At 72.8% G+C, this 23,268-nt stretch carries 24 protein-coding genes and 1 tRNA gene; 12 read left to right on the top strand and 13 right to left on the bottom strand.

Features of this window, described 5'->3' with window-relative positions; genetic code table 11:
• Positions 1-412 precede the first annotated feature (412 nt).
• The 5 genes from bioD to ACFRCG_RS46250 all read left to right on the top strand — a co-directional run bounded on the left by bioD (position 413) and on the right by ACFRCG_RS46250 (position 4,865).
• Positions 413-1,138, top strand: a complete 726-nt coding sequence (bioD, locus tag ACFRCG_RS46270; protein ID WP_379994788.1) for a dethiobiotin synthase — start codon at positions 413-415, stop codon at positions 1,136-1,138.
• Between the two features lie 5 nt (positions 1,139-1,143).
• The gene (bioB, locus tag ACFRCG_RS46265) at positions 1,144-2,187 is read left to right on the top strand and encodes a biotin synthase BioB (protein WP_380042695.1); all 1,044 of its coding nucleotides are present in this window, start codon (positions 1,144-1,146) and stop codon (positions 2,185-2,187) included.
• A 137-nt stretch (positions 2,188-2,324) separates the two neighbouring features.
• Entirely contained in the window at positions 2,325-4,016 is a 1,692-nt protein-coding gene (locus tag ACFRCG_RS46260) for an acetolactate synthase (protein ID WP_380042694.1), read from the top strand.
• Between the two features lie 23 nt (positions 4,017-4,039).
• Positions 4,040-4,603, top strand: a complete 564-nt coding sequence (locus ACFRCG_RS46255; protein ID WP_380042693.1) for a GNAT family N-acetyltransferase — start codon at positions 4,040-4,042, stop codon at positions 4,601-4,603.
• Positions 4,604-4,670: 67 nt separating this feature from the next.
• Positions 4,671-4,865, top strand: a complete 195-nt coding sequence (locus ACFRCG_RS46250; RefSeq protein ID WP_380042692.1) for a hypothetical protein — start codon at positions 4,671-4,673, stop codon at positions 4,863-4,865.
• 133 nt (positions 4,866-4,998) lie between these two features.
• Here ACFRCG_RS46250 and ACFRCG_RS46245 read toward each other — a convergent pair whose 3' ends face one another.
• The 6 genes from ACFRCG_RS46245 to ACFRCG_RS46220 all read right to left on the bottom strand — a co-directional run bounded on the left by ACFRCG_RS46245 (position 4,999) and on the right by ACFRCG_RS46220 (position 10,476).
• Complete coding sequence (locus ACFRCG_RS46245; protein WP_380042691.1) at positions 4,999-6,351, bottom strand: HD-GYP domain-containing protein; 1,353 nt, start codon at positions 6,349-6,351, stop codon at positions 4,999-5,001.
• Positions 6,348-7,727, bottom strand: coding sequence for an HD-GYP domain-containing protein (locus tag ACFRCG_RS46240; protein ID WP_380042690.1), 1,380 nt, complete (start codon positions 7,725-7,727; stop codon positions 6,348-6,350). Before ACFRCG_RS46240 ends, ACFRCG_RS46245 begins: the two co-directional genes overlap by 4 nt.
• A 180-nt stretch (positions 7,728-7,907) precedes the next feature.
• On the bottom strand, positions 7,908-8,225 hold the full coding sequence (gene rsrA, locus ACFRCG_RS46235; RefSeq protein ID WP_379994774.1) for a mycothiol system anti-sigma-R factor: 318 nt from the start codon (positions 8,223-8,225) through the stop codon (positions 7,908-7,910).
• Positions 8,222-8,947: a sigma-70 family RNA polymerase sigma factor gene (locus ACFRCG_RS46230; RefSeq protein ID WP_235618548.1), complete on the bottom strand. Its 726-nt coding sequence runs from the start codon at positions 8,945-8,947 to the stop codon at positions 8,222-8,224. The genes rsrA and ACFRCG_RS46230 overlap by 4 nt, the downstream gene beginning before the upstream one ends.
• A 58-nt stretch (positions 8,948-9,005) precedes the next feature.
• Complete coding sequence (locus tag ACFRCG_RS46225; RefSeq protein WP_380042689.1) at positions 9,006-9,662, bottom strand: alpha/beta family hydrolase; 657 nt, start codon at positions 9,660-9,662, stop codon at positions 9,006-9,008.
• Positions 9,663-9,705: 43 nt separating this feature from the next.
• Complete coding sequence (locus ACFRCG_RS46220; protein WP_380042688.1) at positions 9,706-10,476, bottom strand: SOS response-associated peptidase; 771 nt, start codon at positions 10,474-10,476, stop codon at positions 9,706-9,708.
• 69 nt (positions 10,477-10,545) lie between these two features.
• Between ACFRCG_RS46220 and aroA the strand changes: the two genes are divergently transcribed.
• Together aroA and rsgA are read left to right on the top strand one after the other, a co-directional pair.
• Complete coding sequence (aroA, locus tag ACFRCG_RS46215; protein WP_078975509.1) at positions 10,546-11,823, top strand: 3-phosphoshikimate 1-carboxyvinyltransferase; 1,278 nt, start codon at positions 10,546-10,548, stop codon at positions 11,821-11,823.
• A 13-nt stretch (positions 11,824-11,836) separates the two neighbouring features.
• Positions 11,837-12,892: a ribosome small subunit-dependent GTPase A gene (gene rsgA, locus ACFRCG_RS46210; protein ID WP_380042687.1), complete on the top strand. Its 1,056-nt coding sequence runs from the start codon at positions 11,837-11,839 to the stop codon at positions 12,890-12,892.
• A 34-nt stretch (positions 12,893-12,926) separates the two neighbouring features.
• On the opposite strand, the gene ACFRCG_RS46205 is transcribed toward rsgA, so the two are convergent.
• Positions 12,927-13,442 carry a DUF2231 domain-containing protein gene (locus ACFRCG_RS46205; RefSeq protein ID WP_380042686.1) on the bottom strand — a complete coding sequence of 172 codons (516 nt, stop codon included), beginning with the start codon at positions 13,440-13,442 and terminating at the stop codon, positions 12,927-12,929.
• A 234-nt stretch (positions 13,443-13,676) separates the two neighbouring features.
• Between ACFRCG_RS46205 and ACFRCG_RS46200 the strand changes: the two genes are divergently transcribed.
• Positions 13,677-14,453: a DUF4097 family beta strand repeat-containing protein gene (locus tag ACFRCG_RS46200; RefSeq protein WP_380042685.1), complete on the top strand. Its 777-nt coding sequence runs from the start codon at positions 13,677-13,679 to the stop codon at positions 14,451-14,453.
• A 60-nt stretch (positions 14,454-14,513) separates the two neighbouring features.
• On the opposite strand, the gene ACFRCG_RS46195 is transcribed toward ACFRCG_RS46200, so the two are convergent.
• The 3 genes from ACFRCG_RS46195 to ACFRCG_RS46185 form a co-directional block, all read right to left on the bottom strand.
• On the bottom strand, positions 14,514-15,059 hold the full coding sequence (locus ACFRCG_RS46195; RefSeq protein ID WP_379994763.1) for a DUF2087 domain-containing protein: 546 nt from the start codon (positions 15,057-15,059) through the stop codon (positions 14,514-14,516).
• A gap of 73 nt (positions 15,060-15,132) precedes the next feature.
• Entirely contained in the window at positions 15,133-15,822 is a 690-nt protein-coding gene (locus ACFRCG_RS46190) for an HAD family hydrolase (protein WP_380042684.1), read from the bottom strand.
• A gap of 89 nt (positions 15,823-15,911) precedes the next feature.
• Positions 15,912-16,334: a hypothetical protein gene (locus ACFRCG_RS46185; RefSeq protein WP_380042683.1), complete on the bottom strand. Its 423-nt coding sequence runs from the start codon at positions 16,332-16,334 to the stop codon at positions 15,912-15,914.
• A 258-nt stretch (positions 16,335-16,592) separates the two neighbouring features.
• Here ACFRCG_RS46185 and hisN point away from each other — a divergent pair, with 258 nt between their 5' ends.
• Both hisN and ACFRCG_RS46175 read left to right on the top strand, forming a co-directional pair.
• On the top strand, positions 16,593-17,390 hold the full coding sequence (gene hisN / locus ACFRCG_RS46180; RefSeq protein ID WP_380042682.1) for a histidinol-phosphatase: 798 nt from the start codon (positions 16,593-16,595) through the stop codon (positions 17,388-17,390).
• A gap of 160 nt (positions 17,391-17,550) precedes the next feature.
• Positions 17,551-17,952, top strand: coding sequence for a cyclic nucleotide-binding/CBS domain-containing protein (locus tag ACFRCG_RS46175; protein WP_380042681.1), 402 nt, complete (start codon positions 17,551-17,553; stop codon positions 17,950-17,952).
• Positions 17,953-18,072: 120 nt separating this feature from the next.
• Here ACFRCG_RS46175 and ACFRCG_RS46170 read toward each other — a convergent pair whose 3' ends face one another.
• Complete coding sequence (locus ACFRCG_RS46170) at positions 18,073-19,530, bottom strand: catalase (RefSeq protein ID WP_380042680.1); 1,458 nt, start codon at positions 19,528-19,530, stop codon at positions 18,073-18,075.
• Between the two features lie 119 nt (positions 19,531-19,649).
• Between ACFRCG_RS46170 and ACFRCG_RS46165 the strand changes: the two genes are divergently transcribed.
• Positions 19,650-20,066, top strand: a complete 417-nt coding sequence (locus ACFRCG_RS46165; RefSeq protein ID WP_380042679.1) for a Fur family transcriptional regulator — start codon at positions 19,650-19,652, stop codon at positions 20,064-20,066.
• 277 nt (positions 20,067-20,343) lie between these two features.
• Here the strand turns inward: ACFRCG_RS46165 and ACFRCG_RS46160 are convergent, their stop codons facing one another.
• Together ACFRCG_RS46160 and ACFRCG_RS46155 are read right to left on the bottom strand one after the other, a co-directional pair.
• Positions 20,344-22,284, bottom strand: a complete 1,941-nt coding sequence (locus ACFRCG_RS46160; protein WP_380042678.1) for a sel1 repeat family protein — start codon at positions 22,282-22,284, stop codon at positions 20,344-20,346.
• Positions 22,285-22,428: 144 nt separating this feature from the next.
• A tRNA-Met gene (locus ACFRCG_RS46155) sits at positions 22,429-22,505 on the bottom strand.
• A gap of 365 nt (positions 22,506-22,870) precedes the next feature.
• Here ACFRCG_RS46155 and ACFRCG_RS46150 point away from each other — a divergent pair.
• Positions 22,871-23,086 carry a hypothetical protein gene (locus tag ACFRCG_RS46150; protein ID WP_380042677.1) on the top strand — a complete coding sequence of 72 codons (216 nt, stop codon included), beginning with the start codon at positions 22,871-22,873 and terminating at the stop codon, positions 23,084-23,086.
• The last annotated feature ends 182 nt before the right edge of the window (positions 23,087-23,268 follow it).

Here is a 23,268-nt window from a genome sequence, read left to right as displayed (position 1 = left end):
CCCGGGCGGTCCCTCCCAATCCAACACCGGCTATCGGCCGCAGGGCCCGGGCCCGCCCGGGCCGTCCGGCCGATCACCGGAGGATTGCCGTTCACTCCCACAGCCCCGTGCAGAGGGCCGCCTGCGGTGTCACGCGCGGCCCCGCCGGACCACGCGTCCACCACCTCGATCATGCCTCGCCGGCGCGCATCGCGGCGGGGGCCAAAGGTCCACGAACGGCAAGCCGAAGGTCCCCCAGGGCGTGTCTTCAAGCCCCCGCCGAGCACCACGACGCCCGGCACCGCACCTCGCCGCACCGGAGAAACAGGCGAATGGAACCACCATGCACCTGCTTCTCCGGCACGCCGATGCACGGCACCGGACACCGCGGAGCCCGACGGGGGCTTGAAGACACGCCCTAGTCTGGACCGTCATGAGCGTTCTCGTGGTGACCGGCACCGACACCGGGGTGGGCAAGACGATCGTCACGGCGGCCGTCGCCGCCATCGCCGCGGTGCGCGGCGGCTCCGTCGCGGTGGTCAAGCCCTCGCAGACGGGCGTGGCGCCCGACGAGCCGGGCGACCTCGCCGACGTGCGGCGCCTGGCCGGGGTGACCGACCTGCACGAATACTCCCGCTACCCCGACCCGCTCTCCCCCGCCGCGGCCTCCCGGGTCTCCGGTCTGCCGCCGGTGGACCTGTACGGCGTCGCCGACCGGGTCCGCGCGCTGGCCAAGGAGACCGACCTCGTGGTGGTCGAGGGCGCGGGCGGCCTGCTCGTGCGCTTCGACGACGACGGCACCACGATCGCCGATCTCGCGCACGAGCTGAGGGCGGGCGTGCTCGTGGTGGCCCGCCCCGACCTCGGCACCCTCAACCACACCGCGCTCACCCTGGAGTCGTTGGCCCACCGCGGGGTCGACCTGGTGGGCGTGGTGATCGGTTCCTGGCCGAACGAGCCCGACCTGGCGATGCGCTGCAACGTCCGGGATCTGGAGACGCTGGCCGCCCGACCACTGGCCGGCGTACTGCCCGCCGGTGCCGGTTCGCTGCACCCGGCCGACTTCCTGCTCACGGCCCGCGCGAGTCTGGCCCCCGCCCTGGGGGGTACCTTCGATCCGGCCGCGTTCCGCGCCGCACAGGATCCGACCGCAAGGTGAGCCACATGACGGAATCCCTCGACACCGCCCTCGACGACCGTACGCAGACCGGGACCGACGACATCCTGGCCGTGGCCCGACACCAGGTCCTGGAGCAGGGTCGCGGCCTGAGCGCCGAGCAGGTGCTGGCCGTGCTGACCCTGCCCGACGACCGGCTGGAGGAACTGCTCCAGCTCGCGCACGAGGTGCGGGTCCGGCACTGCGGGCCCGAGGTCGAGGTCGAGGGCATCGTCTCGGTCAAGACCGGCGGCTGCCCCGAGGACTGCCACTTCTGCTCGCAGTCCGGCCTGTTCCCCTCCCCCGTGCGGGCCGCCTGGCTCGACATCCCCTCCCTCGTGGAGGCGGCGAAGGAGACCGCCGCCACCGGCGCCACCGAGTTCTGCATCGTGGCCGCGGTGCGCGGCCCGGACGCGCGCCTGATGAAGCAGATGCGCGAGGGCGTCGCGGCGATCCGCGAGGTCGTCGACATCAACATCGCCGCCTCCCTCGGCATGCTCACCCAGGAGCAGGTCGACGAGCTGGCCGACATGGGCATCCACCGCTACAACCACAACCTGGAGACGGCGAAGTCGTACTTCACCAACGTGGTCACCACCCACACGTGGGAGGAGCGCTGGGACACCCTGCGGATGGTGCGCGCGGCGGGCATGGAGGTGTGCTGCGGCGGCATCGTCGGCATGGGCGAGTCGGTCGAGCAACGCGCCGAGTTCGCCGGCCAGCTGGCCGAGCTGGAGCCGGACGAGGTGCCGCTGAACTTCCTCAACCCGCGCCCGGGCACCCCGTTCGCCGACCAGAAGGTGCTGGAGCCGCGCGAGGCGCTGCGGATCATCGGCGCCTTCCGGCTCGCCCTGCCCCGGACCATCCTGCGCTACGCGGGCGGCCGCGAGATCGCGCTCGGCGACCTCGGCACGCGCGACGGCCTGCTCGGCGGGATCAACGCGGTGATCGTCGGCAACTACCTCACCACCCTGGGCCGCACCGCCGACGCCGACCTGGCCCTGCTCGACGAACTGAGCATGCCGGTCAAGGCGCTCAACCAGACCCTGTAGCCCCATCGCCCCGCCGGCGGCCCCCACTGCGACCCGGGGCCGCCGGCGCCGGCCCCTCTACTGCCCGTCGGGCGCGCGCGGATAGGTTTCCCCCCGGCACACGAGGGTGGCGGCGTCTACGGCGACGGAGGCCGGGCATGCGCGCACGACGAGGGGCCGGGGGCCGGGGACCCGCGAGCGGGACGGTCGAGGGGCACGGCGGGGCGCTTGCGGTCGCCGCCGCCCGGGCACACGGGATCGACACCATGTTCACCCTGTCGGGAGGCCACGTCTTCCCGCTCTACGACGGCGCGGTCGGCGCGGAGCCGGCGCTGCGGGTGATCGACGTACGGCACGAGCAGACCGCCGTGTTCGCCGCCGAGGCGACCGCCAAGCTCACCCGCCGACCGGGGCTGGCCGTGCTCACCGCGGGCCCCGGCGTCACCAACGGGATCAGCGCGGTCGCCACCGCCTGGTTCAACGGCTCGCCGATGCTGGTCCTGGGCGGCAGGGCGCCGGCGTTTCGCTGGGGCTCGGGCGCGCTCCAGGAACTCGACCACCCCCCGCTGCTCACGTCCATCACGAAGCGCGCGGCCACCGTGCACGACACCGACCGGATCGCCACCGAGGTGGACGCCGCGCTGGTCCTGGCGAACAGCCCGCACCGCGGCCCGGTCTTCCTGGACGTGCCGATGGACGTGCTCTACGACCGGGCCGAGGTGACGCTGCCCGCCGCGGCGCGGCCCGCGCCCGTACTGCCCGACCCGGACCTGGTCGCGGTGATCGCCGACCTGCTGGTGCGCGCCGCCCGCCCGGTCCTGGTACTCGGCCAGGACGTGTGGATCGGCGGCGCCGAACACGCCGCCCGCCGGGCCGCCGAGACGATCGGCCTGCCGGTGGTGGCCAACGGCATGGGCCGGGGCGTACTGCCCGCCGGCCACCCGCTGCTCGCCGGTCGGGCCCGGGTCGGCGCGCTCGGCGGCGCCGACCTGGTCCTGGTGGCGGGCGCGCCGCTGGACTTCCGGCTGTCCTACGGCGGCTTCGGCGGGCAGGGCGGCGGGCCGCCCGCCCGGGTGGTGCACCTGGCCGACGCGCCGCCCGAGGCGATCCCGCACGGGCACTGCGCGGTACGCGCCTGCGGCGACCTGAGCGCCCTGTTCGACGCGCTCACCGCGGCGTGGGAGCGGGTCGGCCGGGTCGGCATGTACCGCGACTGGGCCGCCCACGTGCGCGCCGCGGCCCGTACCGCCGCGCAGTCCGACGCGCCGCTGCTGGGCAGCGCCGGCCGACCGATCCATCCCGCGCGCGTGCACGGCGAACTGCTGCGCCTGCTCGACGAGGACGCGGTGGTGATCGGCGACGGCGGCGACTTCGTGTCCTACGCGGGCAAGTACATCGAGCCCGCCCGTCCGGGCGGCTGGCTGGACGCGGGCCCCTACGGGTGCCTGGGCACCGGCCTGGGCTACGCGCTCGGCGCCCGACTGGCCCGGCCCTCGGCGCAGGTGGTGCTGCTGCTCGGGGACGGCGCGGCGGGCTTTTCGCTGATGGACGTGGACACCCTGGTCCGGCATCGGCTGCCGGTGGTGCTGATCGTCGGCAACAACGGGTGCTGGGCCCTGGAGAAGCACCCGATGCGGATGCTCTACGGCCACCACGTGGCCGCCGACCTGGCGCCGAGCACCCGCTACGACGACGTGGTGCGGGCGCTGGGCGGCGCGGGCGAGACGGTGGCCCGGCCCGAGCAGATCGCCCCCGCGCTGCGCCGCGCGTTCGCCTCCGGGGTGCCCTATCTGGTGAACGTGCTCACCGATCCGGAGGCGGTCTACCCACGCTCGACCATGGGGGTGTGATTCGCGGCGTAAAATGGACGGCTATGAATCCCCCTGGCTCCGCCGCCGCGGCCCGACCCCACGACCATCACCCCGCGCCGACCGGCGTCCGCATCCGCCAGGCCCGTCCGGAGGAGTACGAGGCGGTCGGCGAGGTGACCATCGCCGGCTACGCGGGCCTGGTCGCCTCCGACCAGGACTACGTCAACGACCTGCGCAAGGCCGCGCACCGCGCGGAGAACTCCGAACTGCTCGTGGCCGTGGACGAGTACACCGGCGAGATCCTGGGCACCGTCGCGTTCGTCCTGCCCGGCAGCCCCTACGCGGAGGTCTCCCGCGAGGGCGAGGGCGAGTTCCGGATGCTCGCGGTCGCCCCGTCCGCGCGCGGGCGCGGCATCGGCGAGGCACTCGTCGAGGCGTGCCTGGAGCGCGCTCGCAAGTACCACTTCACCGCCGTGGCGATCTCCACCGTGTGGGACATGCGCGCCGCGCACCGGCTCTACGGCCGCATGGGCTTCCACCGCGCGCCCGAGCGGGACTGGTGGCCGGTGCCCGAGGTGGAGCTGATCTGCTACCTCAAGGACCTGCGCGAGACCCCGCAGGGCTGACCGCGGCCGGCCGTCACCGCCGGGGTGTGCGATCGGGCGGCTGCGGCCCGGGCCGTAATCTACGGCCGTGACCACGATTGCAGCCTTCTGCGACCACTGCGGCGAGCAGCTTGCCGGCGCCGCGCACGACGACTGTGCGCGGCGCCGCGAACTCGAACCGCCGCGCTACTGCGGACAGTGCCGGCGGCGGATGACCGTACAGGTGACCCCGCGCGGTTGGACCGCCAAGTGTGTCGAACACGGAGTGCTCACGGCGCAGTGACCGACACCCGTCACGACCCGACGGACGTCCGCCCCGCTACCACCGTTGTCCACCCCGGTCCGGTCGGGGGCCATCGCGGCTCGGCTTGCGCACTCGGCCGAAGGCCCCGGCACTCGGCCAAGGGCTCCGGCGCTCAGCCGGCCCGTTCGAGCACCTGCGCCAGCGCCTCGACCACCCGCGGGTCGTAGGCCCCGGCGGCGTCCGCGCGCAGCCGGGCGAACGCCTCGCGCCGCGCGCCGAGGTCGTCGGCGGACGCGAGCAGGTCGTCGTAGGCGTTGGCCACCTTGATGATCCGACTGGCCAGGGGCGGCGGCGCGGCGCTCTCGTCGCGGTACGGATCGGCCTGCGCGGCCACGATGGTCGCCACCCGGTCCAGGACGCCGCTCTCCCGGATCACCTCCGCGCCCAGCCGGGCGATCCGACGCTGTTCGGCGACGGGCAGGTCGAGCGTGGTCCCGCCGGGCACCGGGTCGGCCAGCGCCAACTGCCCGATGTCGTGCATCCGCGCCGCGTAGGCCAGTTCGCGCAGCTCCACCTCCCCCAGCCCCAGGTCCACCCCGACCGCGTGGGCCAACTCGCCCACCCGGGCCGCGTGTCCGGGCGAGCCGCACCCCGCCGCCTCGGGCAGCCGGGACAACGCGTCGACGGTCTGCCGGTGCACCTGCCCGATCGCGGCGCAGCGCCGGAAGGACAGCAGCACCAGCAGCGACGGCACGCAGAACACCGGCACCGCCCACAGCCCCAGCACGCCGGTGGACAGCGCGATGAGCATCCCGGTGGCGCCCACGGCGGTGCCGATCCCGGTCGGCCCGCCCGGCACCCGACCGCCGTCCCCGCCGTCCGCCCCGATCCGCTCGCGGGCGCCCGAGCCCGCGCCGAGCGCCCGCAGTTCGGCCAGCAGCGCGGGACAGAACGGACCGCCCACCCGGACCATGGCCACCACCACCGCGTCGCACAGCGCGGTCAGCAGCACCACCAGGACCAGGAACGTGCCGTACGCCCAGCCGCGCGCCATCACCGGATCGAGCCCGCCCGCCGCGTACAGCGGCCGGAACAGCGTCGCGGCGAACGCCGCCGCGAGCAGGCGCCGGGCCACGTACGCGGGATCCGGCGCCCGCCCGCGCGCCACGTGCGGCAGCGTGCCCGCGAGCAGCGCCACGCCGACCACCGCGACCACCTGGAGCACGCCGTGCCGGGACACCGTGCCGTGCACGTCCGACAGCAGGGCGTAGGCCAGCGCGCCGGCCGCGCCCAGTGGAGCGCTCTCCCGGCTGCCGGGCAGCGTCACCCGGGCCGCCTCGCCGACCGCGATCACCACGCCGAACACCAGCGCGTACCAGGGCTGCACCACGCCCCGGGCCGCGGTGCCGGCCACCGCGGCCGCCGCCGCGAGCGCGCCCAGCCCGAGCACGAGGGCGTCGGTATGCGCCCGCAGCCGCGCGGCCGGACCGCCCGGCGCGCGCCGGACCCGGGTCACCGCGATCACGATCCGCCACCGACCCGTTCGCGCGCCACCGAATGGGTGTCCGAGGAGGTGCCCACCGAGGGGATCTCCGGCCGGTTCCGCGCACGCGGTCTCCCGCGCGGCGCGGGCACCCGGTCCCGCACCTCCCCCTCCGGCCAGCCGTGTCGGTCCAGCGCCTCGGCCAACGCCTCGACCATCCGCGGGTCGAACTGGGTCCCGCTGCATCGGCGCAGCTCGGCCATCGCCGCCTCGGCGCCGCGCGCGGGCCGATACGACCGGGTCGAGGTCATCGAGTCGAACGCGTCCGCGACCGCGATCACCCGCGCGAACTCGGGGATCTCGGCGCCGGCCAGACCCGCCGGGTAGCCGCGTCCGTCCATCCGTTCGTGGTGGTGCAGGATGCCCGCGCGTGCCTCGCCGAGGAAGGTCAGGTCGGCCACCATCGCGGCACCGGTCACCGGGTGCCGCTGCATCTCGCGCACCTCGTCGGGGTCCAGCCGCCCCGGCTTGGTCAACACCCGGGTGGACACCCCCAGTTTGCCGACGTCGTGCAGGATCCCCGCGTAGCGCAGGCAGAGCACCCGGTCCTCGCGCATGCCGAGCCGGCGGCCGATCAACACCGAGGCACGGGCCACCCGTTCGCTGTGGCCGCGGGTGTACCCGTCCTTGATCTCCACCGCCCGCACCAGGGTGCGCACCGTCGCCTCGTGTGCCGCCCGCTCCCGGGCCAACTGCACGTAGGCCCAGAAGGCCACATACAGCGGGAGCAGCACCAACACGGCGGCGAACACGCCCAGTCGCCGCTGCCACAACACCGCCATCATCAGCGCTATCGGCACCGAGCCCAGCCGCCAGCCGGCCGAACGCACGAACACCTCGCGCAGCACCTGCAGTCGCACGGCGCCCTCGGCCACACCGACCGCGACGGTGTCGAACAGTCCGCTCACCAGGTAGAGCGCCACCCCCGCCGCGGCCGGCGGCACCAGGCCCTCGGGCAGCTCGCCGGCGGACGGATACCGTGATCCGTCCAGGAGTTCGTACACCCCGGCGGCCACCGCGACGGCGAGCACCAGGTGGGCGGCGTGGGCCACGCGGGTGACCATGGTCGCGGTGCGCGACCGCGCGATCAGTACGCCCGGCACCACGACGGCCGCGGCGGGCCCGGCGGGCAGCAGCAGCACCCCCGCGCACACCAGCGGGAAGAGCACCCCGTCGGGGGCGCCGCACAGACCGCCCAGCCGGGCGCGGGCGACGGCTCCGAAGACGACGAACAACACCGCCAGCGCGCCCAGTCGATCGGGTTCGGCGCCGCTCCACGGAAGCAGGACGAGCGCGGATACGGACCCGCCCACCACGATCCCGACGTGGATCCGGGCGCTCGGCGGCAGCGTGCGCATGCGACTCCTCGACTGGTCGCTCGGACCACCGAGAATAGGCCGCCCCGGGAACGACGGAGGGGCGCATGACCGGTTTGTCCCGACCATGCGCCCCATTTTTAGCCCGATGGAGTCAGTGGATCCGCGCACCTCGACAGCCTGTTCGAGTCGGCGATCCGGCGCCCGCGGAGCCCCCTCGGGTCAACGACCCGGTCGCTCCATCTCGATCGAGGACTCCTCGACCGAGACCCGCTGGGCGTCCACTTCGACGCGCACCAGCTTGATCCGCTCCAACACCTTGTTGCGCAGCTCCGAGGGAACCTCGTCGCGGCCGCAGCAGCGGTGCACCAACTCCTTCACCTGCTGCTCGAGGCCGTACTTGTCCAGGCACGGCGAGCACTCGTCGAGGTGGGTGCGGATGCTGGTGCAGTCCGCGTCGGCCAACTCGTTGTCGATGTACTCGTACAGGTGCCCGAGGATCTCGGAGCAGTCCACCTCGTGGTGGTCACCGCAGCTCATGAGTCCGAGCCTTTCCGGTCGGTGCCTGCGGGGACGAGGCCGCGCTCGCGGGCGTAGTCGGCCAGCAGATCGCGAAGCTGGCGACGCCCGCGGTGCAGGCGCGACATCACGGTCCCGATGGGAGTCCCCATGATGTCCGCGATCTCCTTGTACGCGAAACCCTCGACGTCGGCGAGGTACACCGCGATCCGGAACTCCTCGGGAATGGCCTGCAGGGCCGTCTTCACGTCGGAGTCGGGCAGGTGATCGAGCGCCTGCGCCTCGGCCGAGCGCAGTCCGGTGGACATGTGCGACTCGGCGCGGTGCAGCTGCCAGTCCTCGATTTCCTCCGCATGCGATTCCAGCGGCTGCCGCTGCTTCTTGCGGTAGGAGTTGATGAAGGTGTTGGTCAGGATGCGATACAGCCAGGCCTTGAGGTTGGTGCCCTCTTTGAACTGGTGGAACGACGCGTACGCCTTCGCGAACGTCTCCTGGACCAGGTCCTCGGCATCGGCCGGGTTGCGGGTCATCCGCAGCGCCGCCGAGTACAACTGATCGAGGAACGGCAGGGCGTCCCGCTCGAACCGCGCGTCTTGCTGCTCCAAGGTCTCCGTTACGAGACCCACCTCCTTCAGGCCAGGAGTCGACGATATCGCCCGAGGCTGATCGGTGCCCGCACCCCACTCGGGCCAGGCGAGAAACGGTGCCTCGTTTCGGACAACCGAACCGGCGGCCTTGAGCATGGGAGCGACCTCCACTCGTCGACGCTTGACAGTGGTGGGAACACGTCGCCGGGGCGGATCATTCCCGGGTGCTCGGCACCGTCAACCAATCGCCCACACCGGCCGTGATCAGCGCCAACGCCGCTTCCTGAGTGATCTCGGCACGCTTCGGCACGGCGAATCCGTGGTCCGCGAAGGGCACCGGGAGCACGGTCGGACCGTCCTTGGGAAACTCGTTCGGCGCGCCGAACGAGTCCCGTTCGCCCTGCACCACCAGGGTCGGCACGCCCGCCCCGAGCAGTTCAGCCAAGCGCGAACGCTCCGGTCGACCGGGCGGGTGCAGCGGGAAGGCGAGCGCCACCACGCCGGCCACCCCGGTCTTTGCCGCGGTGCGGCAGGCCACCCGGGCGCCGGCGCTGCGGCCGGCCCCGAACACGGGCAGCGCCTCGGCCGTGTTGCGCCGGGCGATCTCCTCCAGCACCGGAAGCCAGCCCGCGTCCAACGTCCTGGGCGCCGGGGCGAGCCTGCGTCCGGCGACCCGCCACGGCTGCTCGACCAGGGCCACGTGCACCCCGCGCGCGGGCAGCGCGGCGGCCAGCGCCGCCAGGTCGCGCGCCTCGATCCCGCCGCCCGCGCCGTGGCTCGCCACGAACCAGGCACGCGCCTCGACGCTCGCCCGGCGCAGCGTCACCCGCGCGGTGCCGGGCGGCGTGGCCACCTCGAACACCTCGGGCACGGCGACCGCCGCGGGGCCGGCCGGTGCGACGGGGCCGGCCGGTTCAAAAGAGCGTCGCGTCAACGGTGACCTCGTCCGGGGGAATCGCGTCGAGCAGGTGGGGCGCGTTGTTGCGCACGTTGTTCACGTCCGTGGAGACCGGGTGCGCCGTCATGAACCCGGCGGGCGGCGGCACGAGCAGCCCGCGTATCTCCTCCGGCTCGGTCCAGGCCGGGTCCAGCCACCCGTCCCACTTGTCCCGGGTCAGCACCAGCGGCATCCGCGGGTGGATCCGGGCCAGCTCGGGCTCGGCGTCCATGGTCAGGATCGTGCACGTCCACAACCACGCGAGCGGGTCGTCCTCGGCCCGCCCGCGGTCGCGCCACCACTCGTACAACCCGGCGAAGGCGACCTCGCCGCCGTCGGCCGCGTGGATCCAGTACGGCTGCTTGCGCGAGCCGCCCTTGGGGCCGTCGGGCGCGGTCTCCGGGGTGTGCCACTCGAAGTAGCCGTCGGCGGGCAGCAGGCACCGCCGCGCGGCGAACGCCTTCCGATACGCCGGCTTCTCGTGCACCGTCTCGGAGCGGGCGTTGATCATCTTGGCGCCCATGCCGGGGTCCTTGGCCCAGGACGGCACCAGGCCCCACTTGACCGACCGCAGCTGCCGGGTGGGCGCGCCGCCGGACTCCACCGGGCGCTCCAGGACCGCGTACACCTGCTTGGTCGGGGCGATGTTCCAGTCCGGCGGAAGCTCGTCCGCGGGATCGAAACGATCGACCTCGAACATCTCGACGAGGTCGTCGGGGCTCTTGCTGGACGCGTAACGGCCACACATGGCGTCCAGAGTGCCACGTACCGAAACGAAATCGGGGGTGGGGCGGCAACGCACTAGGCTTGGTTCGTGATGTCTGCGCTGTGGTCCGCCCCTGTTGCCTCCGCTCCCGTGACCGCCACCGTCGAGGTGCCCGGGTCCAAGTCGGTGACCAACCGTGCCCTCGTGCTGGCCGCGCTGGCCGGTGGGCCGGGTTATGTGCGCCGTCCGCTGCGCAGCCGGGACACGCTGCTGATGGCGGCCGGGCTGCGCGCGCTCGGCGTGGTGATCGAGGACCGCGGCGACGACTGGTACGTACTGCCCGGGCGGCTGGCCGGCCCGGCCGTGGTGGACTGCGGCAACGCCGGCACGGTGATGCGCTTCCTGCCGCCGGTGGCCGCGCTCGCCGCGGGGCCGGTGCGCTTCGACGGCGACCCGCGCTCCTACGAGCGCCCGCTCGACGGGGTGATCAACGCGCTGCGCGACCTGGGCACCCGGATCGACGACGAGGGCGAGGCCCGGCTGCCGATGACGGTGCTGGGCGGCGGCGGGGTCGAGGGCGGCGTGGTGCGCATCGACGCGTCCTCCTCGTCCCAGTTCGTCAGCGCGCTGCTGCTGTCCGGGCCGCGCTTCAACCTCGGCGTCGAGGTCCGGCACACCGGCACCTCGGTGCCCTCGATGACGCACATCGCGATGACCGTGGACATGCTGCGCGCGGCCGGCGCGCGGGTCGACGACGGCGAGCCGAACGTGTGGCGGGTCGCCCCGGGCGCGCTGCTCGGCCGCGACATGGTGGTCGAGCCGGACCTGTCCAACGCCGGCCCGTTCCTGGCCGCCGCGCTGGTCACCGGCGGTTCGGTGACCGTGCGCGACTGGCCCGAGCACACCACGCAGCCCGGCGACCGGCTGCGCTCGATCTTCACCGCGATGGGCGGCTCGTGCCGGCGCACCCCGGCGGGGCTGACCCTGACCGGCGGCGGCGCGGTGCACGGCATCGAGGCCGACCTGCACGACGTCGGCGAGTTGACCCCGGTGATCGCGGCGGTGGCGGCGCTGGCCGACGGGCCCAGCCGACTGACCGGCGTGGCCCACCTGCGGCTGCACGAGACCGACCGGCTGGCCGCGCTGGTCAAGGAGATCAACGACCTCGGCGGCGACGTGAACGAGATCGACGACGGCCTGGAGATCCGGCCGCGCGCGCTGCACGGCGGGGTGTTCCACACCTACGACGACCATCGGCTGGCCACCGCCGCGGCGGTGCTCGGCCTGCTCGTCCCGGGGGTGGAGGTGGAGAACGTGGCCACCACCGCGAAGACCCTGCCCGACTTCACCGGCATGTGGACGCGCATGCTGAGCGCGCGCCGCGGCTGAGAGGCCGGGGACGATGGCGGGACTCGGCTCCAACCGGCGCAGGGACCTCGACGAGGACGACATCCGGATCCGTCCGGGCAAGCACGGCTCACGCCCGCGCACCCGGACCCGGCCCAAGCACGAGGACGCCCGCGAGGGCCGGGTGCTGACCGTCGACCGGGGCCGCTACACCTGCCTCCTGGAGGACGAGGACGCGCCCGACCGCTCGATCACCGCGATGAAGGCCCGCGAACTGGGCCGCAAGGGCGTCGTGGTCGGCGACCGGGTCGCCATCGTCGGCGACCTCAGCGGCGGGGAGGGCTCGCTGGCCCGGATCGTCCGGGTCGAGGAACGCCGCAGCACGCTGCGCCGCACCGCCGACGACGACGACCCGTACGAGCGGATCATCGTGGCCAACGCCGACCAGCTCGCGATCGTCACCGCGCTGGCCGACCCCGAGCCGCGCCCGCGCCTGATCGACCGCTGTCTGGTCGCCGCCTACGACGCGGGCCTGGAGCCGCTGCTGGTGCTGACCAAGGCCGATCTCGCCTCCCCCGACCCGCTGTTGGAGATGTACGGCGCCCTCGGCGTGGAGCACGTGGTCACCAGGAGCGAGTCCGCGTGGGACCTGGACCCGATCCGGGCCCGGCTGGCCGGCAGGGTCACCGTCTTCGTCGGGCACAGCGGCGTCGGAAAGACCACCCTGGTCAACGAGTTGGTGCCGGACCACCGGCGCGCCACCGGTCACGTCAACGAGGTGACCGGGCGCGGGCGGCACACCACCACCTCGGCGCTGAGCCTGCGGCTGCCCCCGTTCGCGGGCGACACGAGCGCTTCGGGCACCGACCGGGGCTGGGTGGTCGACACCCCCGGCGTGCGCTCGTTCGGCCTCAACCACGTCGACCTCGGGCGGGTGATCAACGCCTTCCCCGACCTCGCGGCCGGCACCGAGGGCTGTCCGCGCGCCTGTTCGCACGACGAGCCCGACTGCGGGCTCGACGCGTGGGTCGAGGCCGGGCACGCGGACCCGGCCCGGCTCTACTCGCTGCGCCGACTGCTGCGCACCCGCGAGCGCGACGAGGGCGACTGACACCCGCCGGCCGGGGCGTACCGGGCCCGCGCGGTCAGCGCAGCGGACCGCTGCTGTTCTTCACCGTGTCGTGCCACACCGCCTTGGAGCCCGACTCGCCCACCCGCACCACCTGCACCACCGCGAGCACCGCGGCGGCGACGGTCAGCACGGCCACGATCGGCACCACGATCGGCGGTATCGTCCGCGGCCGGAAGGTGGCGGCGGCCCGGTGCCGGGCGACCAGGAGCAGCACCAGCGTGACGCCGAACAGACCGAGGGTGTACCAGAGCATGTCCGAGCCCCGGTCCACGTGCGTCTGCACGGCGGCGGCGCGTTGGCCGTCGGAGAGCCGGTCGAGCCGGGCGAGCAGCTTCTCGCCGCTCTCCTTGGCCACGAAGCAGGTCAGCGCGGCGACCGCGTCCAGCCCGACCACCCACCAGCCGACGCGCAACAACCAGGGCCGCCGGGCCGCCACGAGCACGCTCGCGACCGCCGCCACCGGCACGATGACCACCGCCAAGTGCACGACCAGGACGTGAACGGGCAGGCCGGAGACGGTGTCGAACATGAAGCGGTTCTCCTGAACACTCGGGGATCGGGGGAGGGAACGACCCTCGCACAGATCAACGGCTCCCAGACTGCCCGGGTTCAGCCGCCGTCGAACACCCGCCCCGCCGGGCCGGTCACCGTCCGCGCAGGGGGGACAGCCCTACCCCGGGTTCGGGTGACCGCCGGATGCCGGCCCCGGAACGCTCGCTCATACAGTTTGGGCAGCTTCGGATCATCTGTCGGGGAGAGTGTCATGAAAAGGCCGCTTCGGACGTCTTTGATCTTCTTCGGTGGGCTGTTCGCCATCGGAGGGATCCTGATGGCCGCGTGGACCGGGCTCACGTTGCTCTCCAGCCACGATGTCCGCGACCACCGCAACTTCACGCTGACCGCCGGTGACCTGATCATCGACACCGACAACGGCGGGGTCACCATCGAACCGGGTGCGCCGGGCACGATCAGCGTGGACCGCAAGGTCACGCACAGCATCCACGGCGCGGAACCGACCTGGAGCCTGGTCGGCAACCGGCTCAAGCTGCGGCTGAACTGCTCGGGCTTCATGAACGTGGACTGTGACGGGTCCTACCGGATCCGGATTCCGCTCGACATCCCGCTGGAGGTGTCCTCGGACAACGGCGCCATCAACGCCATCGGGCTGCGGCAGAACATGAAGTTCGGCACCGACAACGGGCACATCGACGTCACCGAAAGCACCGGGAACCTGACGTTGACCACCGACAACGGCGGCATCACCACGTCGCGGGTGCGCGCCGACACGATCACCGCCACCACCGACAACGGCGGGGTACGGCTGCGCATGGACACCGCGCCGACGAAGGTGAAGGTGAACACCGACAACGGCGGCGTGCACGTCACCGTGCCCGGCGACGAGAACACGTACCGGGTGAGCACCAAGACCGGCAACGGCGGCATCGACAACGAACTCGGCGACGATCCCCGGGCGACCCGCTCGATAGACATCCGCACCGACAACGGCGGCGTCACCGTCGACCGCGCCGCGGCGCGCTGAGCCGGGGTCGCGGATGTCCGACGGGGGGACGTCCGCGACCCGCCCCGGCCGGGCTGCGGATCAGACCACGAACGATCCGCCCGTGCGCCAGTACACGCCGCCCTCGCGGCCGAGGAAACCCTCGTCCACGAGGTGTCTGCGCAGCGCGGCGTGGTCGTCCATGAAGCGGCGCAGGGTCTCCACGATCTCCGCCTCCTCGTAGCGCACGCCGGGTTCGAAGCTGCCGGCGATGTGGTCGAGCACGACCAGGCGCTTGGCCCGCTGTACGGGCAACTGCCGGACCCGACCGCGCGCGAGGTAGGTCCGCAACACGGCCGCCTCGGCGGGGCCCCGATCGGCGAACGCGTCGTCGGGCTCCTCGCCGATCCCCGCCGCCGCCTGGGCCAGCGCCTCGGGACACGCGTGCCATCCGTCGCCGGCCCGCGCGGCCAGACCCACCGACTCGAACCGGGTCAGCACCTTGATCGTGTCCCGCAGCGGCAGGCCGGCCCGATCTGCGATGTCCGAGCTGAGACGGGCCTCCAGGACCAGTGCGGCGAACACCTTCAATCGGGCGTCGTCGGCGAGGAGACGGAGCAGTTCCGCAGGTTCGTCGGCCGGACCCATGTCCCCAGGGTAGGACGTGGCACCCCGGCCGGGACGGGTTGACCGAACAGGATCACCCGGATGCGTGCGCGGCTCAGTCGCCGCGTACGCCCAGCTCGTCGATGTGCGCCAGCATGTCGCCGGGCTCGTCGTAGACCCGGAAGGCGTGCGCCCGCTCCAGCTCGTCGGCGCCGTAGCCGCCGGAGAGCAGGCCCACGCCGAGCGAGCCGGCGCGGCGGGCGGCGAGCAGGTCCCAGATGCTGTCGCCGACCACCACGCACTGGGCGGGGTCGACGCCGAGCTTGGCGGCGCCGGCCAGGAACAGGTCGGGGTCGGGCTTGGCCCGCGCGACCTCGTCGCGGGTGACCATCGGCAGGTCCGCGGGCGCGCCGAGCTTGGCCAGCATCGGCTCGGCCCCGGCCCGCCGGCCGCTGGTGGCGATGGTCCACGGGATGCCCACCTCGGTGAGGTGGCGCAGCAGTTCGGGGGCACCGGGCAGCGGCTTCACGAACGGCACCCGGGCGGCGTAGTGGCGCCCGTGCGCGTCGGTCAGCGCCTCGACCTGTTCGGGCGACAGGTCGATCCCCGTCTCACGCTGGATGCCCCGGACGAACAGGCCGCCGCTCATCCCGATCTTGCGGTGGATCCGCCACATGGCCAGGTCGATGCCGGCCTCGCCGAGCGCTTCCTGCCACGACATGACGTGGTGGTAGACGCTGTCGACGAGGGTCCCGTCGAGGTCGAAGACGAAAGCCGGCGGACGGGAACGCACAAGATCGGTCATGCCGGAAATCTAGCCCGTGGCCGGCCGCCGGGGCCGTCCGCGCCGCATCCCGGACATCCGGCGCGCCGTGCGGTGCCGGGCGCGCCGGGTCACTTGCGAGTGGCCCGCCCGGTCGCGGACTTGCTCGGCACCGGCGGTGGGGTGCCCGGCTTGGCCGGTATCACGGGCGCGGTCCTGGTCTGGGTGGGGATGGCCGCCGCGGGCGCGGGCGCGGTGCCGAGCCGGCTGCGCAGCCGCTGGCGGCGTCGACCGAGCGATCGGGTCGCGGCCGGACTGGCCCGGCGCACCTCGTCGGGCAGCGCGAACCACACCTCCACCACGGCCAGCGCCTGCGGGCGCTCGCCGGCCCGCTCCAGCAGGTCGGCCGCGCGCTCGTAGGTCCAGGCGGTGCGCATCTCGGCGCCGACACCGTGCAACAGCGTGGCCAACTCGCGCAGTTCCTCGCGGTCGAAACGATCGGCGAGCGCGGTGCCCTCCAGCGTCCACCCGTCCAGACTTCGACGCGGTTGCACCAGCCCCGGTCCCGGTACGGGCTCCCTGCCGTGTGTTGTCCTGCGCCCGACCCCGAACAGTGCCATCGCGGTCCCGCACCCCCTCCGCCGTCGACTCGTACCCGTAACACGCGCCCGACCGATGAACGGTTGTCGACTGTCGCCGTTCGCGCTTCCTTTCTGCATAACGAGCGTACGAGGCCACGGCGACGGCGCGTAAGTGTGTCCGTGGGCGCGGGGCGCGTGGACCCGCCGACCGTCGCCGGTACTGTTCGTGTCATGCCCGGCTATGACGACGACCTGCGCTTCGCCCACGTCCTCGCGGACGCCGCCGACGCGACCACCATGGACCGCTTCAAGGCGCTCGACCTGCGGGTCGAAACGAAGCCGGACATGACTCCGGTGAGCGACGCGGACAAGGCCGCCGAGGAGATCATCCGGCACCAACTCGGCCGCGGTCGCCCGCGCGACGCGGTGCTCGGCGAGGAGTTCGGCTCGTCGGGACACGGCCCCAGGCGCTGGGTGATCGACCCGATCGACGGCACCAAGAACTTCGTCCGGGGCGTCCCGGTGTGGGCCACCCTGATCGCGCTGATGGACGGCGACGAGTCGGTCATGGGCGTGGTCTCCGCGCCGGCCCTGGGTCGGCGCTGGTGGGCCGCCAAGGGCGCGGGCGCGTGGACCGGGCGCAGCCTGTCCCAGGCGTCCCGCTGCCGGGTGTCGCAGGTGGCGGCGATCGAGGACGCGTCGTTCGCGTACTCCAGCATGGGCGGCTGGGAGGACCGCGGCCGCATGGACGACTTCCTGGACCTGACCCGGGCCTGCTGGCGGACCCGCGCCTACGGCGACTTCTGGTCGTACATGCTGGTCGCCGAGGGCGCGGTGGACATGTGCGCGGAGCCCGAGGTCAACCTGTGGGACCTCGCTCCGCTGGCGGCGATCGTCGAGGAGGCGGGCGGCCGGTTCACCTCGCTCGACGGCTCCCCCGGCCCGGCGGGCGGCACCGCCGCCGCGTCCAACGGCCTGCTGCACGACGAACTGCTGGCCCGGTTGGGCGATCCGCACGAGGGATTCTGAGCCCGCGGATCGCCCTACTCCCTTCGAGTGACTTGCCCGCTATACCTTCCGTTGACCTTCCCGAGCATGTGACCATGTGAAAACAAGGCTTGTGAACTTGTGAACTCATTCTCGAGCACTCACCCGCCCTGTACCCACGCCTTGACGGAGGTGGTGTCACATGTTCGTCCGCGACGGCATGAGCACGATCGTTTTGACCATCGGCCCCGCCCACACCCTGCGCGCCGCCGCGCGCCTGATGTCCGCCCGCCAGATCGGCGCGGCGGTGGTGATCGACCCCGAGACGTCCGGCCTGGGCATCCTGACCGAGCGCGACATCCTGATGTCGATCGGCGCCGGCCAGAATCCCGACACCGAGTTCGCCGGTGACCACCTCACCTCGAACGTCGTCTTCGCGACCCCCTCGTGGTCGCTGGCCGACGCGGCGGCGGCGATGACGCGCGGCGGTTTCCGGCATCTGATCGTGCTCGACGACGGCGAGGTGCTGGGGATCATCTCGGTCCGCGACATCGTCCGCTGCCAGATCCACGAGGCACAGCGCACCGAGGAATTGGTGGGTTGACCCCGGCGGGCGCCCGTTGCGCGCCCGCGTCCCGCCCCCGGTCCGGGCGTGCGAAACGCCGCCCGGTACCGACTCGTGGTCCGGGTACCGGGCGGCGCGCTCATGGGGGGTGGATCGCCGTCAGGCGCGCAGCTCCTTCACGGCCGCCGCGAGCCGGTCCCCGTAATCCCGGTCGGCGGCCCGGAAGTGGCCCACCACCCGGTCGACGATGTCGTCCCGGGAGACCTTGGCCAGGAACCCGGCGAGGTTGGCCACCAGGCGGGCCTGCTCGTCCACCGTCATCAGCCGGTACAGGTCGCCGGCCTGTACGTAGTCGTCGTCCTGCGCGTGCGCCGGGGCCGGGTGGGTGCCGGTGGGGCCGGACACCTGGGTCGACGCCCACAGCGGTGCGCCGCTCTCGTACGGGCCGCCGAAGCTGTTCGGCTCGTAGTTCTTGGCCCGACCGCCCGGGTTGGTCGCCATGTACCCGTCCCGCCCGTGGTTGCGGGCGGTCGCGGCGTGCGGCGCGTTGACCGGGAGTTGGGTGTGGTTGACACCGAGGCGGTAGCGGTGCGCGTCGGCGTAGGCGAACAGCCGTCCCTGGAGCATCTTGTCCGGGCTCGGCCCGATCCCGGGCACGAAGTTGGCCGGGTTGAACGCGGCCTGCTCAACCTCGGCGAACACGTTGTCGGGGTTGCGGTCGAGGGTCAGTCGGCCGACCTCGATCAGGGGATAGTCGGCGTGCGACCACACCTTGGTCAGGTCGAACGGGTTGAACCGGTAGGTCGCGGCCTCGGCCACCGGCATGATCTGCACCTTCAGCGTCCACGACGGGCCCACCCCGGCGTCGATCGCGTTCACCAGGTCCCGCTGGTGCGAGTCGGGGTCGGCCCCGGCCAGTTCGGCGGCGGCCTCGGCGGTCAGGTTCCGGATGCCCTGGTCGGTCTTGAAGTGGTACTTGACCCAGAACGCCTCGCCCTCGGCGTTGACCCACTGGTAGGTGTGCGAACCGAAGCCGTCCATGTGCCGGTAGGACGCGGGGATGCCGCGGTCCCCGAACAGCCAGGTGACCTGATGGATGGCCTCCGGGGAGTGCGACCAGAAGTCCCAGACGTTGTCCGCCTCCTGGCTGCCGGTGTACGGGTCGCGCTTCTGCGTGTGGATGAAGTCCGGGAACTTCAGCGGGTCCTTGATGAAGAAGATCGGCGTGTTGTTGCCGACGAGGTCGTAATTGCCCTCCTCGGTATAGAACTTCACCGCGAACCCGCGCGGATCGCGCACCGCGTCGGCGGCGCCGAGGTTGCCGGCCACGGTGGAGAAGCGGGCGAACACCTCGGTACGGCGGCCGGGTTCGGCGAGGAAGTGCGCCTTGGTGAAGCGGGATACGTCCGCCGTCACCTCGAACCGGCCGTACGCGCCGGACCCGCGCGCGTGCACCACCCGCTCCGGGATGCGCTCGCGGTTGAACCGGGCCAGCTTCTCCAGCAGGTACTGGTCCTGGATCAGCAGTGGCCCGCCGGGACCCGCGGTCTGGCTGTTCTGGTTGTCGGCCACCGGAGCGCCGGATTCGGTGGTGAGGGCCTGCGGCTGCTGCGACATGGTTCGTGACTCCCCTGGTGTTGCTGCTGTCGTCCGGGTGCCCAACCTAGAGCCAGTTTTAGACTTTGTCCAGAACAAAACTTGGACCAGATCCAACCCGAGACGCGTACCATGCACATATGAGCAACCTTCCGGAACGACTACGTGAGCGGGGTTGGCGCCTGACCGCACAGCGCCGGGTGGTGGCCGAGGTCCTCACCGGCGACCACGTCCACCTGACCGCCGACGAGGTACACGCGCGCGCGTCCCGGCAACTCCCCGAAATCGGCAGGGCGACCGTCTACAACATCCTCAACGACCTCGTGACCCTGGGCGAGATCCGCGAGGTCGACACCAACACCCGAGCCAAGCGCTACGACCCCAACGCCCACCGCCCACACCACCACCTGATCTGCACCGAATGCGGCACCATCCGAGACATAAACCCCCCAACCCCCACCCTCACGGAGCCCGAAAGCCTCGGCTTCACCATCACCAAAACCGAAATCACCTTCCGCGGCCGCTGCCCAACCTGCACCAGCCCATCCAACACTTGAAAACCCACAAAACACCCACCCACCCAGGCACCCCACATCAGCCCGTCCGGCGCCTGACGACACCCGAAACAGCCACCCGCCCACTCAGGTGCCCCACATCAGCCCGTCCGGCGCCTGACGACACCCGAAACAGCCACCCGCCCACTCAGGTGCCCCACATCAGCCCGTCCGGCGCCTGAGGACAACCCGAAACAGCCACCCGCCCACTCAGGTGCCCCAAACCAGCCCGTCCGGCGCCTGAGGACAACACCGCCCCGGGCCGCATCGGCCTACCGCGTCAGCTCGCCAGCGACTCCGCCCGCAACGCGTCCAGCAGCCGCTGCGCCTTCGCCGCGACCTCCGCAGGACCATGCGCCACCGCCGGCCCACACCAGTGCTCCGCATCGGCCAGATCCCCGCGCCGCAACGCCAGCACCACCAGCCGCAACGCCGCCCGCCCGTGCCCACCCCGCGCGGCCACCGTCAACCACGGCTCCGCGCCGTCGGAATCCCCGTGCCGCAGATGCAGCAGCGCCAGGTTCCACGCCCCCGACACGCTGCCCGCCTCGGCCGCGACGCGGAACCGCCGCGCCGCCGCCTTGTCCTCACCCCGCCGCGCACACAGCACCCCGCACCGCAGCGCCGCGGTCACATGCCCCGCGTCCGCCGCCACCGTGTACCAGCGCTCCGCCTGCTCCACCGCCCCCGCGTCCGCCAGCATCGCCCCGAGCCGGAAGGCCGCCGTGGGCCGCTCCGCCCGCGCCGCCGTCTCGTACGCGCGCGCCGCCCCCTCGGCATCCCCTCGCCGCTCCAGCAACAGCCCCATCTGCAAAGCCGCGTCCGGGTGCCCGGCGGCCGCGGCACGACTCCAGCACACCTCGGCGGCGTCGTCGAGACCACCACGCGCGTGCAGGATGCCCAGGTTGTACGAACCGTCCACGCTGCCCGCCTCGGCGGCCCGCGCGAACCATATCCGCGCCTCCTCGTCGTCCCCGCGCTCGAGCAACATCCCGGCCAGCGCGTTGGCCGCGTCCCCGTGCCCCGCGTAGGCGGCCATCCGAAACCACCGCTCGGCGCCCGACGCGTCCTCGTGCTCCGCGTGCAACAGCCCCAGATTGAAAGCCCCGTTGCACTCGCCCGCCGCCGCCGCCCGCTCGTACCACCGCGCGGCCTCGCTCGAACTCCCCCGCGACGCGAACCACGCGCCCAGCGCATTGGCCGCCGTGCCGTCGCCGGCCTCCGCCGCGACCTGCCACCACCGCACCGCGCCCTCGACGTCCCCGGCGTCCTGTAGCAGGAACCCGAGTGCCCGGGCCCCCTCTGCGTCGCCCTCCTCGGCCGCCAGCCGATACCACCCGATCGCCTCGGCGGTGTCCCCCGCCCGCTCCAGCGAGGTCGCGAGCCGTACCGCCGCCCGCACGTGCCCGCACGAGGCCGCGCGCAGGAACCACGTGGACGCCGCACGTTCGTCGTCCCGCTCCTGCCCCATCCGCCCGAGCCGGTAGGCCGCCTCCGGATGCCCCGCCTCGGCCGCGCGCCGATACCACCGCTCCGCCCCGGGGCGCCCGGTCGACTCGAGGAACTCGCCCAGCGTGAGCGCGGCCCGCACATGCCCCGACTCGGCCGCGTTGCGCAGCCAGTAGACGCCCTGCCCGGACAGGTCGTGATACGCGCCCACGTCGGCGCCCACGCCCGCGCTCGCACGCGCCGCGTCGGCCTGGTCCAGCAGCAGCGCGCCGAGCGAGTAGGCGGCGATCCGACTGCCCGCCTCGGCCGCCCGGTGCCACCACAACGACGCGGCGTCGTCCCGCCCCTGACGGTGCATCAGCACGCCGAGGTTGGTCGCCGCGCCGCGATGCCCCGCCTCGGCGGCCCGACGCAGCAACTCGGCCGCCTCGGCCGCCCCTTCCTCCTCGTCGCGTTCGAGCAACATCAGGGCGAGGCTGTTGGCGGCGGAGGGGCTGCGCGCGGCCCGCTCGCGGTAACGCCGTTCGAGTTCGGCCGATTCGTGCCGATCCAGCGCCTCGTGGCCCTCGACGCTGCCCCCGGGACCACGCCGGCGCGGCCGGAACGGCACCAGGACCGCGTAGTCGTCGGGATGCGCCGGGGCCGTCGCACCGGCCGCCCGCCCCCGGTCCAGGACCACCGTGTCGGGGCCCTCGGGCGCGGTTTCGAAGACGTCGGGCTCCGGCGGTGGGTGCTCCCCCCGCCGTCCGCGATGTCCCTTCCACGCCCCCATGTGTCCATCGTGGCATCTCGGGCCACATCCATGCAGTCGCGATTCGGCAACAGCCGGCCCCACCCGGCGACGAATCCTCGGCGAACACCCGGTGTCCGAGAGCATGCACGAAGGGCCCGACCGCAATGGCCGGGCCCTTCGACGTGGTAGCGGGGACAGGATTTGAACCTGCGACCTCTGGGTTATGAGCCCAGCGAGCTACCGAGCTGCTCCACCCCGCGTCGGTGAACCCAACCTTACGGCAGCCCCGACCGGGCAGGCAAATCCCTTCCGGCCGACCCCGAACCGCCCGCCGCCCCGCGTGGCACGCGTCACTCGTGGGTGTCGCGGCCGAATTCAGACCATGGAGTGAACCCGCCCCGCCCCGCCCCGGCTCCGGATCACTTCCCCTTTGGCACCAATTACCCCTGGTTGCCCGGGAGTTCGATTGCGCCACAACCGGATTGTCGGCCATCGCCGGACACGATCCGGTCTCGGCACGGGGCGGGAAGCCGTCACGGCGTGCCCTCGATGGGGTACGGTCTGCGTCGTGGTCATATCAGGAATGGACCATCCGAGCATGCCGCGCCGAGTCCCGGTTCCGCCGATGGACGCAGGCCGAAGCGGCATGGGCGAGCGCCTCGAACGGCACCTCGCCCTCATCGGCCGTGCCTCCGTCCAGGAGACGGCGGACAGCGCCGAATCGGCCGCCATCATCCAGAGCCTGGTCCCCCGTGCCGAACAGCGCGGCGCACATCGTCTGGCGCGCGTCACCCTGATGGCACCGCTGCGCGCCAAGCGCCGCCGCCAGATCGCGCTCTAGACCGCCACGCCCTCAGCTCGTGCGCCACCCTCGGCTCCCCGAGCCGGGGCGCCCAACACGGATCATCAAGCGAAAACGCACAACGCGAGAGGCCCGGTTCCTGAGAACCGGGCCTCTCGCGTTTTCACCAAGTAGCGGGGACAGGATTTGAACCTGCGACCTCTGGGTTATGAGCCCAGCGA

This window comes from Embleya sp. NPDC056575, from assembly GCF_042793325.1.
In the GTDB taxonomy this organism is placed as follows: domain Bacteria; phylum Actinomycetota; class Actinomycetes; order Streptomycetales; family Streptomycetaceae; genus Embleya.
The sequence above is the reverse complement of the archived record's forward strand: the minus strand, read 5'-3'. Positions and strand labels throughout refer to the sequence as shown.